This is a genomic window from Desmospora activa DSM 45169 (genome assembly GCF_003046315.1).
Lineage (GTDB): Bacteria > Bacillota > Bacilli > Thermoactinomycetales > DSM-45169 > Desmospora > Desmospora activa.
Genome location: NZ_PZZP01000002.1, coordinates 197,327 through 213,354 on the forward strand (window position 1 = coordinate 197,327; position 16,028 = coordinate 213,354).

The 16,028-nt window shown below is 48.1% G+C and carries 16 protein-coding genes; 3 read left to right on the plus strand and 13 right to left on the minus strand.

What is annotated here, in order from left to right; genetic code table 11:
• Positions 1-187 precede the first annotated feature (187 nt).
• The 11 genes from C8J48_RS14205 to C8J48_RS14260 form a co-directional block, all read right to left on the minus strand.
• Positions 188-1,036: an SDR family oxidoreductase gene (locus tag C8J48_RS14205; protein ID WP_107727918.1), complete on the minus strand. Its 849-nt coding sequence runs from the start codon at positions 1,034-1,036 to the stop codon at positions 188-190.
• Complete coding sequence (uxuA, locus tag C8J48_RS14210; RefSeq protein ID WP_107727919.1) at positions 1,033-2,109, minus strand: mannonate dehydratase; 1,077 nt, start codon at positions 2,107-2,109, stop codon at positions 1,033-1,035. The genes C8J48_RS14205 and uxuA overlap by 4 nt, the downstream gene beginning before the upstream one ends.
• 53 nt (positions 2,110-2,162) lie before the next feature.
• Positions 2,163-3,185, minus strand: a complete 1,023-nt coding sequence (locus C8J48_RS14215; protein WP_107727920.1) for a zinc-binding alcohol dehydrogenase family protein — start codon at positions 3,183-3,185, stop codon at positions 2,163-2,165.
• Positions 3,186-3,201: 16 nt separating this feature from the next.
• Positions 3,202-4,476 carry a TRAP transporter large permease gene (locus C8J48_RS14220; protein WP_107728244.1) on the minus strand — a complete coding sequence of 425 codons (1,275 nt, stop codon included), beginning with the start codon at positions 4,474-4,476 and terminating at the stop codon, positions 3,202-3,204.
• Positions 4,476-4,940: a TRAP transporter small permease gene (locus tag C8J48_RS14225; RefSeq protein WP_107727921.1), complete on the minus strand. Its 465-nt coding sequence runs from the start codon at positions 4,938-4,940 to the stop codon at positions 4,476-4,478. The genes C8J48_RS14220 and C8J48_RS14225 overlap by 1 nt, the downstream gene beginning before the upstream one ends.
• A 1-nt stretch (position 4,941) precedes the next feature.
• Positions 4,942-5,943 (minus strand): TRAP transporter substrate-binding protein, encoded by a 1,002-nt coding sequence (locus C8J48_RS14230; RefSeq protein WP_245891235.1) that lies wholly within the window; start codon positions 5,941-5,943, stop codon positions 4,942-4,944.
• Positions 5,944-6,075: 132 nt separating this feature from the next.
• Positions 6,076-6,756, minus strand: coding sequence for a GntR family transcriptional regulator (locus C8J48_RS14235; RefSeq protein WP_107727922.1), 681 nt, complete (start codon positions 6,754-6,756; stop codon positions 6,076-6,078).
• A gap of 224 nt (positions 6,757-6,980) precedes the next feature.
• Entirely contained in the window at positions 6,981-8,207 is a 1,227-nt protein-coding gene (locus C8J48_RS14240; protein ID WP_107728246.1) for an NRAMP family divalent metal transporter, read from the minus strand.
• 130 nt (positions 8,208-8,337) lie between these two features.
• Entirely contained in the window at positions 8,338-9,123 is a 786-nt protein-coding gene (locus C8J48_RS14245; RefSeq protein ID WP_107727923.1) for a carbon-nitrogen family hydrolase, read from the minus strand.
• A gap of 425 nt (positions 9,124-9,548) precedes the next feature.
• Complete coding sequence (locus C8J48_RS14255) at positions 9,549-9,941, minus strand: dehydroquinate synthase/iron-containing alcohol dehydrogenase family protein (RefSeq protein WP_170105561.1); 393 nt, start codon at positions 9,939-9,941, stop codon at positions 9,549-9,551.
• Between the two features lie 19 nt (positions 9,942-9,960).
• Complete coding sequence (locus tag C8J48_RS14260) at positions 9,961-10,296, minus strand: iron-containing alcohol dehydrogenase (RefSeq protein WP_107727925.1); 336 nt, start codon at positions 10,294-10,296, stop codon at positions 9,961-9,963.
• Between the two features lie 184 nt (positions 10,297-10,480).
• On the opposite strand from C8J48_RS14260, the gene C8J48_RS14265 reads away from it, so the two are divergent.
• Entirely contained in the window at positions 10,481-10,819 is a 339-nt protein-coding gene (locus C8J48_RS14265) for a hypothetical protein (protein ID WP_107727926.1), read from the plus strand.
• Positions 10,820-11,107: 288 nt separating this feature from the next.
• Here the strand turns inward: C8J48_RS14265 and C8J48_RS14270 are convergent, their stop codons facing one another.
• Entirely contained in the window at positions 11,108-12,037 is a 930-nt protein-coding gene (locus C8J48_RS14270) for an ADP-ribosylglycohydrolase family protein (RefSeq protein ID WP_211316654.1), read from the minus strand.
• Between the two features lie 269 nt (positions 12,038-12,306).
• Between C8J48_RS14270 and C8J48_RS14275 the strand changes: the two genes are divergently transcribed.
• Complete coding sequence (locus C8J48_RS14275) at positions 12,307-13,653, plus strand: cytosine permease (RefSeq protein ID WP_107727928.1); 1,347 nt, start codon at positions 12,307-12,309, stop codon at positions 13,651-13,653.
• Positions 13,646-14,392, plus strand: a complete 747-nt coding sequence (locus C8J48_RS14280) for a hypothetical protein (protein ID WP_107727929.1) — start codon at positions 13,646-13,648, stop codon at positions 14,390-14,392. The genes C8J48_RS14275 and C8J48_RS14280 overlap by 8 nt, the downstream gene beginning before the upstream one ends.
• 48 nt (positions 14,393-14,440) lie before the next feature.
• Here C8J48_RS14280 and C8J48_RS14285 read toward each other — a convergent pair whose 3' ends face one another.
• Complete coding sequence (locus C8J48_RS14285; RefSeq protein ID WP_146160505.1) at positions 14,441-15,463, minus strand: methyltransferase domain-containing protein; 1,023 nt, start codon at positions 15,461-15,463, stop codon at positions 14,441-14,443.
• Positions 15,464-16,028 lie beyond the last annotated feature (565 nt).

The following is a 16,028-nucleotide window of genomic DNA, read 5'->3' on the forward strand; positions in this document are numbered from 1 at the left end:
GAAAGTCTTCCACTTCTAAAGTGGCGACAGGAATGACGCTTTGCTCGCTATTCTCTTTGGGGATGCTTTGAGCAAACTTATCGATCTTTTTTGCAGGAAAGGAAGCCATATAAGTCGATATGATTGTTTCTGCACTTCTGATGGCAAGAAAACTCCGCCTCTTCGCGTTTGCACAGGCGAGGGAGGTTCATACGCCGGAATACGCCATAAACCCACCATCAACGGGAATGGTGATCCCCGTTACAAAACCGGACAATTCCTCGTCCGCCAACCATAACACCGTTCCTAGCAAATCGTCCGCTTTCCCAAATCTTCGCATCGGTGTATGGGCTAAGATTTTATGAGAACGTTCCGTCAAACTTCCGTCTGGACGGGTCAACAGATTCCTGTTTTGCTCGGTCATAAAAAAGCCCGGCGCAATCGCGTTGACGCGAATGCCCACATTCGCCAAATAGACGGCCAACCACTGCGTAAAGTTTTCAACAGCCGCCTTGGCGGCGCTGTATGCCGGTACTTTTGTCATGGGACTAGGAGCGCTCATCGAAGAGATATTGATGATGACGGCTCCTTTTTTGTTAATCATCCCTTTGCTAAAAGCTTGGGTTACGAGAAACGTACCCAACAGATTTAAATCAAATACAAATCCGAATTGCTCTTTATTTAACTGATATAACGTCCGTATCTCTTCATTCTGTAGGTCTTCCACCTGTAACGTTTCATTGGTGGTGGTTCCTCCGGGATGATTCCCTCCGGCACCGTTGATCAAAATATCACACGCTCCAAAATGATCGGTTACCGTCGCTTCTGCTTTTTTCACGCTTTCTTCACTCAATACATCGCATGAAACGGCGATCGCTTCACCGCCCTCATCTTTGATTTGGGCTGTGACAGCCTCTCCTTTTTCCAAGGTGCGGTTTAAGATAGCCACTTTCACTCCTTGTCTGCCGAGTTCAACCGCCATCGCACCGCACAGTACTCCGCTCCCACCCGTGATCACGGCTACTTTCCCTTGTAAATTCGAATTTTTATAGATCATGACCGTTTTTCTCCTTTCTCTCGATTACACGCATCCCAAATTCCCCATAAGTACATAATTCCCAAGGCACGATCATAGAGGCCGTATCCTGGGCGGCATTCCTCATTCCAGATATGTCTGCCGTGATCCGGTCGCACATAGCCGTTAAAATCATTTTCATGGTACGCTTTGACCACATCGACGATATCGATGGAACCGTCTTGGGCACGATGAGAGGTTTCAACAAAATCGCCGTTTTCGTAGATTTTGACGTTGCGAATATGGGCAAAGGGAATACGATCGCAAAACTCCCGTACCATCTCAGGAATATGATTGGCAGGATTTGCTCCAAGGGATCCGCTACACAGCGTAATCCCATGGTAGGGGCTGTCCACCAAATTCAACAGACGCCGGATATTCTCCCGATTGGTCACAATGCGGGGCAAGCCAAATACCGACCATGGCGGATCATCGGGATGAATTGCCATTTTAATCCCATTGGCCTCAGCGACGGGAATAATCGCTTGTAAAAAATAGGATAAGTTTTCCCACAAGTCTTCCTCTGTCACCCCTTGATAAGCGTGAAACAATGCTTTCAGATGAGCCAACCGCTCCGGCTCCCACCCCGGCATGGTCAGGGTAGAGTGACGGGCGATTTGCTCCACCAGCTCGATGGGGTCGATCGCTTCAATTTTCGCTTTTTCATAAAAGAGAGCGGTCGACCCGTCTTCCAGCTCTTTATGCAGATCGGTACGGGTCCAATCAAACACCGGCATAAAGTTGTAACAAATCACTTTCACACCAACACGAGCGAGTCGCTCAATCGTTGTTTTGTAGTTTTCAATGTACTGCTCTCGCATCGGCAGTCCCAGCTTAATATCCTCATGTACATTGACACTTTCTACCACATCGATATGCAAGCCATAACGATCCGCCTGTTCTTTCACTTCTTTAATTCGTTCAAGCGGCCATGCTTCCCCGACAGGAACATCATGCAACGCCCACACGATTCCTTCCGTGCCGGGAATCTGCTTAATTTGTTCCAATGTCACCGTATCGTTTCCTTCTCCAAACCAGCGAAATACCATCCTCACATGTATGTCCCCCTATTTATGATGTGAATGACAAAGTGGGTCGGGTCCCGATATCATTCATTCACCCGCAAAACAACTTTCCGCACTTGCTCCGGATGTTCCTCAATCAACGCCATCGCTTCTTGAACCTGATCAAAGGGAAACACATGGGTCACCATCTCTTTTGCTTTGATCTTCCCCTGGTTAAACCAATCGATCACTTGTGGAAATTGGTTGGATTGCAGGCGGCTTCCCGCCACGGTCACCTCTTTTTTGGTGATGGATAGCTGGGAAATGGACGACGGTTGGGAATGGAATCCCAAACAGACCACTCTCCCTGCAACCGATACGACATCGATCGCATCGGCAAAAGTATGAGGTGTACCCACCGCATCGATAACCACATTGGCTCCAAGATTGGCGGTGATTTGCCGTATTTCCGCTTTGATGTCGGAGTCGGTTGCCTGGATGGTATGATCGGCACCCCAATGTTGAGCAAAAGCGAGCCGTTCCGCGCTTAAGTCGGAAACGATACAAGTGGCCCCTTTCATTTTGGCAACCGCTAAACAGCTTAAACCCGTCGGCCCCGCTCCCATGATAAAGACAACATCTCCCGCGCGAACATCGCCACGCCAGTTTGCCTGAGCCCCGATGGTAAACGGTTCAACCAGTACCGCCTCCACCCAGTCCAACTGCGAATTGACGCGATGGACCCGATTTTCCTCCACCACGATATATTCCTGCAAACCGCCGTCGCGATGAACCCCGTACACCTCCAATTTTTCGCATACATTTGCGCGCCCGTTCTTACAAGCGTAACAATCACCACAAGTGTGAATCGGCTCCAGCACGACAGGATCTCCCGCCGCGAAACGGGTGACTTCCTCCCCCACCGCCTCAATTTCCCCGGCTACTTCATGGCCGATCACCCGCGGATAGGTGGCAAGGGGATTGCTCCCGTGATAAATATGCATATCGGAACCGCAAATCCCCACCGCCCTCACTTTGATGCGAACGTGGCGTCCGTGTTGCAGTCGAGGCATTTCCCGTTCCATGATCGCAATCGAACCCGGTTGGCTGATTTGAACCGCTTTCATATCGGTATCTCCTTTCTCAATCAAATAATTGGGGCAAAAAGAGCGTAATCTCTGGAATATAGCTTACCAAGAGCAGAACGATAAGGCTGACGGCGAGAAAGGGTAGCAACGCTTTAGCCGTCTCTCCGATCGATACTTTCCCGATACCGGAAGCGACATAAAGGCAAACCCCAACCGGCGGAGTGGATAAGCCAATCATCAGGTTTAACACCATCATTACACCAAAATGAACCGGCTCCATCCCAATGCTGGTCGCCACCGGAAGCAACACCGGAAACAGAATCACTAGAGCGGCGATCGTCTCCATAAACATCCCTACGAATAATAGCAGCAGGTTGATCAGCAAGATGATAATAATCGGGTTATCGGATAAAGCCAAAATGGCATCTGTCATCAATTGAGGGATATGTTCGCTTACGAGAATCCAACCGAACAGATTGGCAAAGCCGACAAGTACCATAATACTAGCCGTTCCGATCATGGTATTGACGAGAATGGAAGGCACCGCTCGAAAAGGAAGCTCCCGATACACCACGATGCCGATGAGCAAAGCATACAACACCGCGATGATCGACGCTTCTGTCGGCGTAAAATAGCCACCCAAGATGCCAAATAGGATAAGCACTGTCATTAGTAGCGCCCAAAAAGCACCCATAAACGATTTGCCGATGGTTTTCAGGCTCTGCCGCTCCCCTTTGGGATATCCCTTCTTAACCGCAATCAGATAGGCTACTACCATTAACCCGATCCCGAGAAGAACACCGGGAACGGCCCCTGCCAGAAACAGATCCCCGATCGAGAGCCCTCCGAGCGTGCCGACAATGATCATAGGCAGAGAAGGAGGGATGATTGGACCGATCGTCGATGAGGAGGAGGTTACCGCCGCCGCGAAGGGGGCATCATAACCCTCCTTTTTCATCGCAGGGATCATGATTGAGCCAATACTGGCGGTATCAGCGAGGGCAGTTCCAGAGATACCGGCAAACCCCATAGAAGATCCTACATTTGCCAATCCCAATCCACCTCGGATATGGCCGATGAGGTTCTGGGTAAATTGAATGATACGATCCGTAATTCCACCGGCATTCATTAAGTTTCCCGCAAGGATAAACCCCGGAATGGAGACCAGTACAAAGGAATTGATTCCTTCAAACATTTTTTGCGGCATAATGGCTAAGGGAATATCCGCTGCCAGCAGGTAAACCAGGCAGGATATCCCTAAGCTGAAGGCGATGGGAACGCCGAGAAAGATCAAACCGAGAAAGGTTAGAAATAAGAGCAGCGCGAGCATCATTCCCCACCCCCTTTCAAAAGATCAACCACATACAATCCCCCGTACACCACCAAGAAAAGAAATAGAATCACCATACTGGCATAAAAAGTAGACATCTCAACATGGAGGGTAGAGGAAGAAAATCCGATTCCCAGCTGGTAAAAGGAAAAGCTTTGGACCAATATCACCCCGCACAGCAAGGTGATCACGGAATAGATGACGCCTTCATAAACCGCTCTTCTTTTGGCAGGCAACCGATTGAACAGCACTTCCACCTTGATAAATTCACCTTTGCGAATCCCGAGCGGAGCGGCAAACACAACCGCATAAATAAACAGATACCGTGACAACTCCTCTGTCCACACCGCCGTATACGGGAAATAGCGGCTGAGTATTTGAATACAAATCACAGCGATCAATGCGATAAACAGGACGGCGGTAATCGTCTCTAAGGTACGATCCAACACCTTGACAGCCTTCATGTTATTTCACCTCCAATATCCGCTGATAAAGCTGATACTGTTCATCGGATAAACTCTCTTTTATCGCTGGTATCATCCGCTCCTGAAATGCCTCTCGATCAACGTCATCGTTAAGGATCATTCCTTCTTCTTGCAACTGGGCTTCCACTCGCTCCCGGTCTTCCTCAAACAATTGCTGTCCATATGCTTGTGCTTCCTCTGCCGCTTCTTTCACTGCCGTTTGTTGTTCAGCGGTCAACGATGCAAATTGTTCATTTCCTATCAACACATAGATCCAGGAGTAAACATGTTCGGTTCGATTGACATAGCGTTGCACTTCATACAGACCGCCGCTGGCGATTAAATCAGAAGGGTTTTCCTGCCCTTGGATCACCTGTTGCTGTAACCCCGTAAACACCTCATTAAAATTCATCACCACCGGCTTTGCACCCGCCGCCTCCCATGTATCCATAAACAGCGGCACATTGGGAATGCGCATCTTAAACCCCTTTAGATCCGCAGGGGTTTGTATCGGCTGGTTTGAGGTAAGGTTTCGTGGAGACCGTTCCATATAAAAAAGCGGAGTTAATCCTACTTGCTTCTGAATATCCGCTTCGATCTCTCTGCCGATCTCTCCGGCAATCACTTTTTGCATATGCTCCCGGTCGCGAAAGGCATATGGCACCGCCAGCAAAGCCGCCTTTGGAGCCCAATTTTGCATCGATTCTCCTGAGATGGTCAGGTCGACAGCTCCGGTTTTAATGCTGTTAATTGTGTCCACTTCTCCGCCCAGCTGACTACTAGGATAAATCGAGATTTCAATTTCCCCATTTGTCTTCTCTTCAACTAATTTTGAAAATTGAATTGCCGTCTGATGCCAAATATGGTTATCCGCGGAGATATGAGCAAATTTCCATTTGATCTCCCCATCTTCTTCCGGTTTTATCGCCGCGTTGGAACAGGCGGCCAAGACGAAGACCAAGGCAACTACCATTGTGATCGCAAGCATCCTGTGTTGATTCATGTTTTATCCCTCTTTTCATCTGCAAGCGCTTACAAAAAATTGACCCATTTATCAACTATGAGGCAGGAATATTCGTAAGCGCTATCATCGGTAGGCGAATGGATATCAACCCTACTTGCAAATATTGACGAATCACCCTTTAAAGTAATGCGGATATTTTGTTCGCAGTTCTTCCTTATCAAACAATACTTGAGTTAAATGTGTTCGTATCAGCTTTTCAGCCTGATCCACTTTTTGTTGTTGGATTGCCTCTAAAATCTCGCAATGTTGTTTGTAAATATCGTTCCAATGAACATTGGCAGCTAACCGCAACACGCGAATGCGATTAAAATGAATATTTATCTGCTGTATCCATTGCCAGATTCGAAGCTTGCCGCAACCGTCAAAGATCGTTCGATGGAAGGCTTCGTCCAACTCAAATATTTTCTCAAAATCTCTTTCTTCCAAATACAGCTTCTGAATCTTGATATTCATCTCTAATTCAGCCAGCTTCTCCTGTGGAAATTGTTTACACGCCAACTTTAATACGGCGATTTCCATCTGCTCCCGCAGAAAGCGCGCCTCCTCCACCAATTCCAAATCAATCATGGAGACAACCGTGCCTTTTTGCGGATAGATTTGGAGCAACCCTTCTTTCGCCAATTGCTGAAACGCTTCCCGCACCGGCGTACGACTTACTTCGTACTTTTCCGATATCTCTTTTTCGGAGATTTTTTCGCCAGGCTTATATTCCAATTTTAAAATATCGTCAAGCAATCGCTGATAGGTGGCCTCTTTTGCCGACTTTGCCGGTGTGTTTACGGTTTGGTTCATCTCTTACACCTCCAACTGCCATACATGTATGGTAGCATACCGTATGATATATCGCAAGACTAAGACCAAGACTAAGACTATTGTTCACTCTTCCATAACCCATTTATCACCATAAAAAAGAACAGGTATTTTCCTGTTCTGATTGATCGCAAGGTAGTTCGGGACTTGATTTTTGTCTTCGCATCTTTCTTTTTGCAACGATGAGGGTCTATCCGCTGCTTCATCTAACGCGTCCATAGATCTGCTAGTCCTTGTAGAGACAGCCAACCGGCGATCAGAGTAACGATCACAGCCACCACACCAAACAGAATCATCCAGGTAGGGTGATGGTAATCCCCTACAATTTTACGGTTGCGGGAAGCCAATAGGATTGACCCTAGTGTTAAGGGTAAAATCAAGCCATTTAACGCGCCTGCGACGATTAAGACCGTCACCGGCTTACCCACAATGGCAAACACAATCGTGGAAAACAAGATAAAGGCGATAATGATCCATTTATTGTATTTTTCAATCGAGCGATGAAAGGAGCGCAAAAAGGAAACACTGGTATAGGCGCTGCCGATTACTGATGTTAAGGCCGCTGCGAACAGGACGACACCAAAAAGCTTATACCCCACCTCTCCCAGTGCGATTTGGAAGACGGAGGCTGGCGGATTTTCCGGGTCGAGTGGATTGCCTGCTGCAACCACACCCAATACGGCCAAAAACAAAAAGGTGCGCATCACCCCTGTGGTTAAAATCCCCAGGTTGGCCGCTCTACTAACAAAGGGGAGATGTTTTTTTCCTGTAATTCCAGCATCGATTAAACGATGTCCACCGGCAAAGGTGATATAACCACCTACCGTTCCGCCGACAAGGGTGACGACCGGCAACAGTAAAACGGCATAATCATCGGGTACAACCGCTTTTACCACTACTTCGCCCATTGGCGGAGAAGTGGTAACCATCACATAACCCACCATGATCAGCATGATGACTCCAAGGGACTGGGCCACAATATCCATCGCTTTACCCGCATCTTTTAAACTAAACACGATAATTGCCAAAACACCTGTAAGAAACGCACCCACTACCGGAGAAATGCCAAACAGAACATTAAGTCCCAGTCCTGCTCCGGCGACATTGCCAATATTAAACGCTAAGCCGCCAAAGACGATCAATACCGCAATCACTGACCCCAGACCGGGTAATACCAGATTGGCCACATCCTGCCCTCGTTTTCCCGATACGGAAAGGATGCGCCAGATGTTTAATTGAGCCCCAATGTCAATAATCACAGATGCTAAGATAGCAAAGGCGAAATTGGCTGCAAACTGTTCAGTAAAGACCGCCGTCTGTGTGAGAAAAGCGGGACCGATGGAAGAGGTCGCCATCAGAAAGATGGCTCCCCACAATAACCTTCGCTGTGCTTTTAGCCCTGACTCCCCCGATAAATCTTGGTTTAAACGCATTTCTTCACCTCCGTCACCTTTTCTCATCGGTTCGAAGACAAAAGTCCCCCTCTTACTTTAGACGGGATTAAAAGACGATCGCCGTAACGGTGAGAACTTTCGCTTTCGTCTCAAACATAAACGATCATCCTTAATAAAGCTCAGGCACCCGGCTTGCAAACACCGGCACATCCTTTCTAATCTGTGCAACCTGCTCCAAAGGGATCTCGGCTACTAATGTTTCTTCTCGGTCCTCACTACCTGTTTTGATCACATTTCCCCATGGATCGATAATCATCGAAGTTCCCGCAAAATCGACACCATCGTAATGACCGATCCGATTGCTGGAGACGACAAATAGCTGATTTTCAATCGCTCTCGCAAGCTGTAGCGTTTTCCAGTGGTTTTTTCGAGCCGAAGGCCATTCGGCGACAACATGAAGAACTTGGGCTCCCTCAAGTGCCAGTTTTCGTGCCAACTCCGGAAAACGCAGATCATAACAGATGATCAACCCCATCTTGACCCCGTTTAATTCAAATACCTCGGCTTTCTGTTTGCCGCCGGTTAAATAGCGCGGTTCATCCAGCATGGGGACGAGATGGATTTTATCGTATTGATAGACAAGTGTTCCATTCTGGTCAATGACCAGCGCGCTGTTATAGAAGCCGCCCTCTTTTTGATTTGCCACTGATCCTCCGATGATATGGATGCAGTAATCCTTTGCTATTTGTTGTAAAAAACTGACAGTCAGCTCCCCGTCACAATCCGCCACTTCCTCCAACTGTGATAAGGTATAAGCGGTTGTCCACATTTCCGGCAGAACGACAATATCCGGCTTTTCCGTTGTCACCACCGTCTCCAACCACGTCTTCACCTTTTTCCGGTTTTTCTCTGGATTGCCTGCGACAATATCCATTTGGTAAACAGCGTATTTCAAATGGGCTCCCTCCTATTGGCCACACTTTCAAAATCCTCTTCCACAACGATATATCTTATCATCTGATATCAACCACTCTTATTAAAGTCCATAAATTCAAACTCTAATCTGCCATGAATCCCCTTTTGCTAATGGAAGCAAAAATACCGTCTAAAGCCGACGGCATTTTTCTATGTTATCCGCCCTCCGACTAACTTAATCCGATTGTACAGGAAGGGACATCAACCTGCAATTTAACACTCCACACGCTTGAAAGCGTGGGATTCTTGAGTCGTTAGCGTCCGCAGTCCGTTTCCGTTTTAGACAACGCTCAAGTTTAGGGGTGTGTCATCACCCCGTCCCATGCAGTTAGAAATGTACCCGCATGGGCGGCGTACCTGTTACCAGTACGCTAGGCTGCTAAACCCGAAATAGCCTTCGCTATATTAATGGCGCCGTTGAGATCGGCATGGCTGCGCCATTCTTTCCGCGATTTGTGTCAGTGTCTCCTCTCTCGCTTTATCTAAATGAAGGTCAGCCAATGAGGAAGGCAAGCCAATCGATTGATAAAACGGAAGTAGCTTCTCGATCTCCTCTGTCTTCTGCCCAAGCTGCACCAAGATGCCGTAAGCCACTTGACTTCCGTGTAAAACGGAGTGTATCTCCGGTACACTCGTGGCTGCATTAAAGAAAGAATGGGCCCCGACGCTTTTGCCTAAATGACCGCCAAACCCTCCCACTAACCCGGCAACGAAGATGTTGGCGTCCGTCACTTTTATAAAAGCGGATGACCGCGTACCAATGTGCGCATCATAAACCGCTTGTTCCGCATGAGCCAACAAAATGTCTCGACATTTTTTAGCTGCAGTATAATTTAATTCCAGCAGCCTTGGTTAAATCGATCACTTTTCCGCCTCCGATGGCGATTAAAGCATCCGCATCAAACTCCTCCGCCAGTGATGCCAGACGCTCGATTTCACCCAGAGTGCACTCCCCATTATATTTCACATAACGGAGGGTACAATCATCCAGAGGGGGAAAATATACATTAGACGCTTGCAATGATTTTTCTCCATGGATGATAAACAGTCTTTTCAAATTTCCCTCCCGCAAAAGATGTGGCAAATACTGTAGAACCCCCGATTCATGGATATACTGTTGCGGGCCCGCTTTCACTGCTAACGATCGCGACATGGTATCATCTCCTTAAAGCGATTCGTTCTAATCGATAATTAACCCCACTTTAGCCGTATTATTCCCGTATGTTAACTCAGAATTAAGCCTTTCCTTTCTTACCCTCGGGATATTTTTGCCATGTATGGATTCCCCCCAAACAAACAAAGTAGTAAATGAAACCATTTGAAAGGAGGCGTTATTTTTGTATCAGCAGCGCATTCAAACGGATTTACAACAAATTCGATCCATGGCGGAACAAATGGCCCAATTGGAACAAGCCAACGCACAAAAGCTGCGTCAAATTTCGCAAATGTGTACCCAAGTCAGCCAGGAAATCACGCGTACCACGCAATTTTCACACCAACAACCACAACCACCAGTCGGAGTACAGCGGCAATTTCAACCACAGCCCCAAGCGACAGTCTACCCGCAAGGGGGTACCCAGCAATGGGTACAGCGACATACCCAGGCTGGCTTTCATCCGGCAGCAACAAAGGGTGTAATCAGCCCAAGTGTCCCCCAACACAGACCGGTTCAATGACAAATATGGACTTGATCACACGATAAGCTTATCGCCAAATCTGGCCGCACACACAAAAATAACCATCCTGCCAACTGCCAGGATGGTTTTTCTCTACTGAAGGAAGTTATCGTCTGAAGGCCCTATTTTTCGAAGGTATACAGCCTGAAATGTGATTGTTTCCAGTCCAATTCGCGGGGTAAGTTGTAGGTGTCAACAAACGTTGCGCCGGATTACGCAGGAATGGATACCTCAAGAGAGAAATCGGTTTTGGTCATCCCCTCTGAATCCAGGCTGCAATCGTAGTGCTCACATGTTGTGCAGCCATCTCTGTACCAAGTCTTCCACCATTTCTTTTCCCCGTAAGCCTTCCATCCAGCGTTGAGGAATACCGGATAAACCTACTTTGATTCCATATAATCCGCCAGCAATGGCAGCATTGGTATCCGTATCATTTCCTAAGGAGATCGCTTTTTTTATCACTTTTTCATAATTGGGTTCTTTCGTTGCAATTCGGACACTTCGCAGCGTCTCCACTACATATCCCCCGCCGTTGCTGCTCGGCGCATCCTCGGGGCGAATCCTCCACTCCAGCTCATGGCGCTCTTCTGTGCCCTCACCGTAGATGTTTCGCAGCTTATTCACTGCTTGAGAATACGCCTCCTCCATCTCCGTTCCCGCTGCCACTTCACGGGCCCATAAACAATAGAGCGCACACACCACCTGATTGGTCAGGTGGGCATGGGTTACCAAAGATTGTGTATGGGCGTCCCGTACAAGGGCTTCATCGGTTCCGCGATGCCACAGCGCTAACGGCAGAACACGCATCAGCGCACCGTTTCCTTTTCCTTCTGGCGTAATGTTTCCCGCTTGCTGCGGTGAAGCCCCAGAGTGAAAAGCCCGTAATGCTGCCGCTGTTTGCACCCCCACATCAAAAACAACCCCATCAACCGCCCACAACCCACGATCATACCAACCCCACATCCGTTCGGCAAAATCGGCCAGATCCAAGTGACCACACTCCACCAGAGATTCAAGCAGACATAGTGCTTGTGCGCCATCATCCGACCATGTCCCCGGTGGAACGGCAGCGTGTGACCGTGCAAAATCTTGCGGTGGAATCATCTCCAGCTCTTCAAGAGCGGGTAGTTGTGCAGCCGGATGAAATTCATAGGGAACGCCAACGGCATCACCGATCAACAAACCATATAAACCGCCCAACATTTGCTCTCGCTTCATGAACACCTCTCCCGGCTATTGGATCGCATCCGCCTTCAATTATAGCCTCTCATTCCACTTTCAACACCTTTAGGCGGAGCTCTTTCAAAAAAGCGGACCGTGGTGCCGGTTTTTCCTGCATCGTCTCCGGCAAGGTAATATAAACATTTTCTTTTGACTTATTCCAGCAGACTTTACATCATTCCTATCGATAGACGCTTACAAATCTCTTTTAAATAAGGTATATTTACTTTATTCTTTATTCTATTTCATAGGTGTGGTGAGGGAATTTGAGAGATTTAAATACGGGTTTTTTTGTGAAAGACGACTTTCCCCGTCAACCGGTTCCTTTGGTTGACCGAAGAGGATGGATCCTGATTGCATTGGTCTGGATCGGCTATGGAACGGATCTGGTAGGGGCATCCTTAGGTGTCTATTTAGCTTCTGGCATGGCCGTAAAAGACGCCTTAATCTCCATTTGGGTTGCCAATCTCATTATGGGGATCATCGGAGGACTCCTGTCGTACATCGGAGGATCCACCGGTTTGTCTACCGCCATGATTTCCCGCTTTGTTTTTGGAGAGATCGGATCACGCATCCTCTCAATTGCACTATTTATTATGTTATTGGGGTTCTTTGGAATCGAAGCGGGGCTGTTCGGTGATTCTGCACAATACATATTGCAAGCAGTGTTTGGTGTAGAGTTTTCCGGTCACTGGTTGGCGGTGATCGGAGCCTTGTTGATGACCCTGACAGCCACTTTTGGCTACTTTGTGATTGAACGACTCAGTTCGGTCGCGGTTCCCTTGATGCTATTTCTCCTCAGTGGACTCATCGGGAAAATCGCGGCACACTCCTCCGACCAATGGCTGTTCATCGGACCGGAAAGCGGTATGGTGATTACGATGGGTTCCGCCATTTCCCTCGTGGTGGGAAGTTGGATCGGTATTTGTGTCGTCTCGCCCGATATCGCTCGCTGGGCCAAATCAAAAAAAGCGGCTTTCCTTTCCGGCTTCTTCGGCCTTCTCATCGGTAACAGCATGATGATGAGCGCTGCTGTGATCATGGCGCGGATTACCGGATCCGATGATGTGATTCAAGTGATGATCGGCGTCGGCTGGGGAGCTTGGGCCGCTGTAATCCTAATCCTGGCCCAATGGACGACCAACGATAACCTACTATACTCCGGTGGGTTATCGATGTCCAATATCTTCCGCTCCGTGCCTAAGTTTATGCTCACGTTAGGGATCGGATTATTCGGGACCCTGTTAACCTACCTGAAGTTCGTCGATTCCTTAGTACAGTTTGTCGGAATTTTGGCGGTGGTGTTTGCACCTGTCGCTGCCATCTACTTAGTGGAATTTTTCCTGCTCAATCGGACGCGCTTTTTATTCGCCTTTATCCAAAATAAACAAGTGGCCCCCATCTACTGGACATCGATGTTTTCTTGGATCGCAGCTGCCATCGTTGGGTTGGTTACCATGCCAACCGTTGAAGGAGGCTTCGAACTGTTTACCATAACCGGTGCACCCGGGCTCGATGCATTCTTGGTAGCGGCGCTCCTCCATTTCTTAGTGGGTAAAAGCGTGCAAAAGCTTTCAAAAAAGCAAACGGAAGAGGGTGTGGCCAATGCCTGAACCATCGCTTCGCTTTACGGTTTATACGGCTGCGGAAAAACCTGAGTTGCTTGCAGCGATCAATCAATTGTCACGGATCTCCTTTCCCCGATTTTTATTTGAAGGGGATCGGGATATCAGCCAAAATTGGGATCCCATCATGGAACGATATCCGGAATGTCAATTTGCACTATTTGAAGGGGAAGAAATGGTGGGCGGCGGTGTCACCGTACCATTAGCCTGGAATGGTAGCATCGATGATCTACCCGACAGTTTTGAACGGATTTTGGACACCGGCGAGCGGGAAACGCCCAATGTACTATGTGCCACCGCAGGTCTGGTTGTGGATGAACATCAGGGAAGAGGGATTAGTCGCGATGTCTTGCTGGCAATGCGCAACATTGCCCTTCAACAAGGGCTTTCTTCTCTGATCGTCCCGGTCCGCCCCAATCATAAGGAACGGTATCCGCTTGTAGCGATAGAGGATTACATCCAGTGGCGACGCGATGACGGTTTGCTGTACGACCCATGGATGCGGGTTCATGAGCGGTTACAGGCAAAAATCTTAAAAATCATGCCGCAGGCAGCCGTAGTCCGTGGAACGATTCAGCAGTGGGAAGAGTGGACAGGGATGAAATTTTTGAGCGACGGCACCTATGTCGTCCCCGGAGCCCTGACACCGGTTGAAATCGATCTTGCGCAAAATGAAGGCATCCATATTGAACCTAATGTATGGATGGAACACAAAGTCAGGGATTAATCCCCGCGCCAAAAAAGCCATTCCGCCGCTGGTGGAATGGCTTTTTTATTATTTGTTTAGTTGATATATCGTCGGCCTTAACCCTTTTAAACTTAACTGCATCAACTCACAGCAATGGATGGAACATCGATCCGCAGCCCGGACGAGCGATGATCCGTCTTCCACCAACAGAATCGCTCTTCCGCCGGGCTTTAGCACCCTGGCCATTTCTTGAACCAATTGACCATACAGGTTCCCCAATTGCGCACGGCTTCCGATTTGGCGACCAAAGGGCAAATTGCTCACAAACTTATCCACAGAACCGCTGTCCAACGGCAATTGTCTGGCATCCCATCTCTGCACAACCGAATGGGATGACGCTTTTAGATTCGCCTTGGCGGATTGAATCGCATCATCGGAAAGATCCCCTCCCCTCATTTGAACAAAGGGGTAAGCGAGTCGTTCGTACAGGATTGTACCGGATCCACAGCAGGGGTCAACAAAAACGTCCCTATCCTCCGGTGACGAGCACCAGACGAGGGCATGGGCGATCGTAGGGCGAAGAGCGGCCTGGGAGAAGAAACGGTTGCTGCCACGAAAGCGAAAGGTTGAATTCGTCAACCGGAGGGAAAATACTGCTTCTTCCCCATCAAGATCCAGCCGAAATTCCAGCGCATGATTTTGGGCGGTTCCTCTGACCCATCCGGGATAACGCTTGGCAATCCCCTGCATAGCGGCTTCCGCTGCCTCAAACCGACTATATGTCTGCTTCCCTTTGCGACTGGCATTGACAACGTATCCATCTTCCGGTCGTCCGATCGATTTGACAAATGAGAGATCAAAAGCTGCGATTTGCTTTTCCAATTGCGGTAAATGACGTTTATGGGATCCGACGAAAAACCGGCCGATAAGTTGGTACAGATTATCGACCGTCCTTAATTGCAAATGGAACTCCCACGGCAATGGAGACTCAAAAAAGACTTTACCTCGGGTTGTGGTTAATCGCTGCACATCGGGGAGCTTAATCTTTATCTCATCCACTAACACTTCCTCCAACCCTGGGAGAACAGTAGCCATATAGGTGTAATTCATCCTGGTTTCCTCCGATTCATATCGGAAAACCGGTTGAAAACACAAAAAAACCGCAAATGAACAACGTCCATCCACGGTTTTTTTATCAAAAATCAAGGCTACACATTGTTGCGGTTGATGACAAACTTGTCGCCACAACCCCAAATACCTTAATTTTTAGAAGCAACCGATTGACCGTTTAATTGTTCATGACAGATGGATACATAAACGAAGGTATACGGAAATAAACCGGGCTAGACACCGATTTTCCAACCAAACCCTCATTTTGTATCGACGTATTCAGCTTGATTTCACTGAATCACTGTCAAGAACACGGCCATTTTCATGATGATCGGTTACCTCCATTCCGTTTGAGTTGCTGATAGTTTATCCTATCTGCCCCTTGATTTCAAATCTTACTATAATTGATCTACATCGATTCCACCTTTTACTCCTATTTCCGCCTTGCAAATCGTATTGGACGGAAAATCGCTCGCTTCTTTGGCTCGCTATTCTTTAAAAATCGATGACGTCAAATGGTTATACCCCAACAATAAGGAGTTCATAATTGGAGAGCTGGCTTCAC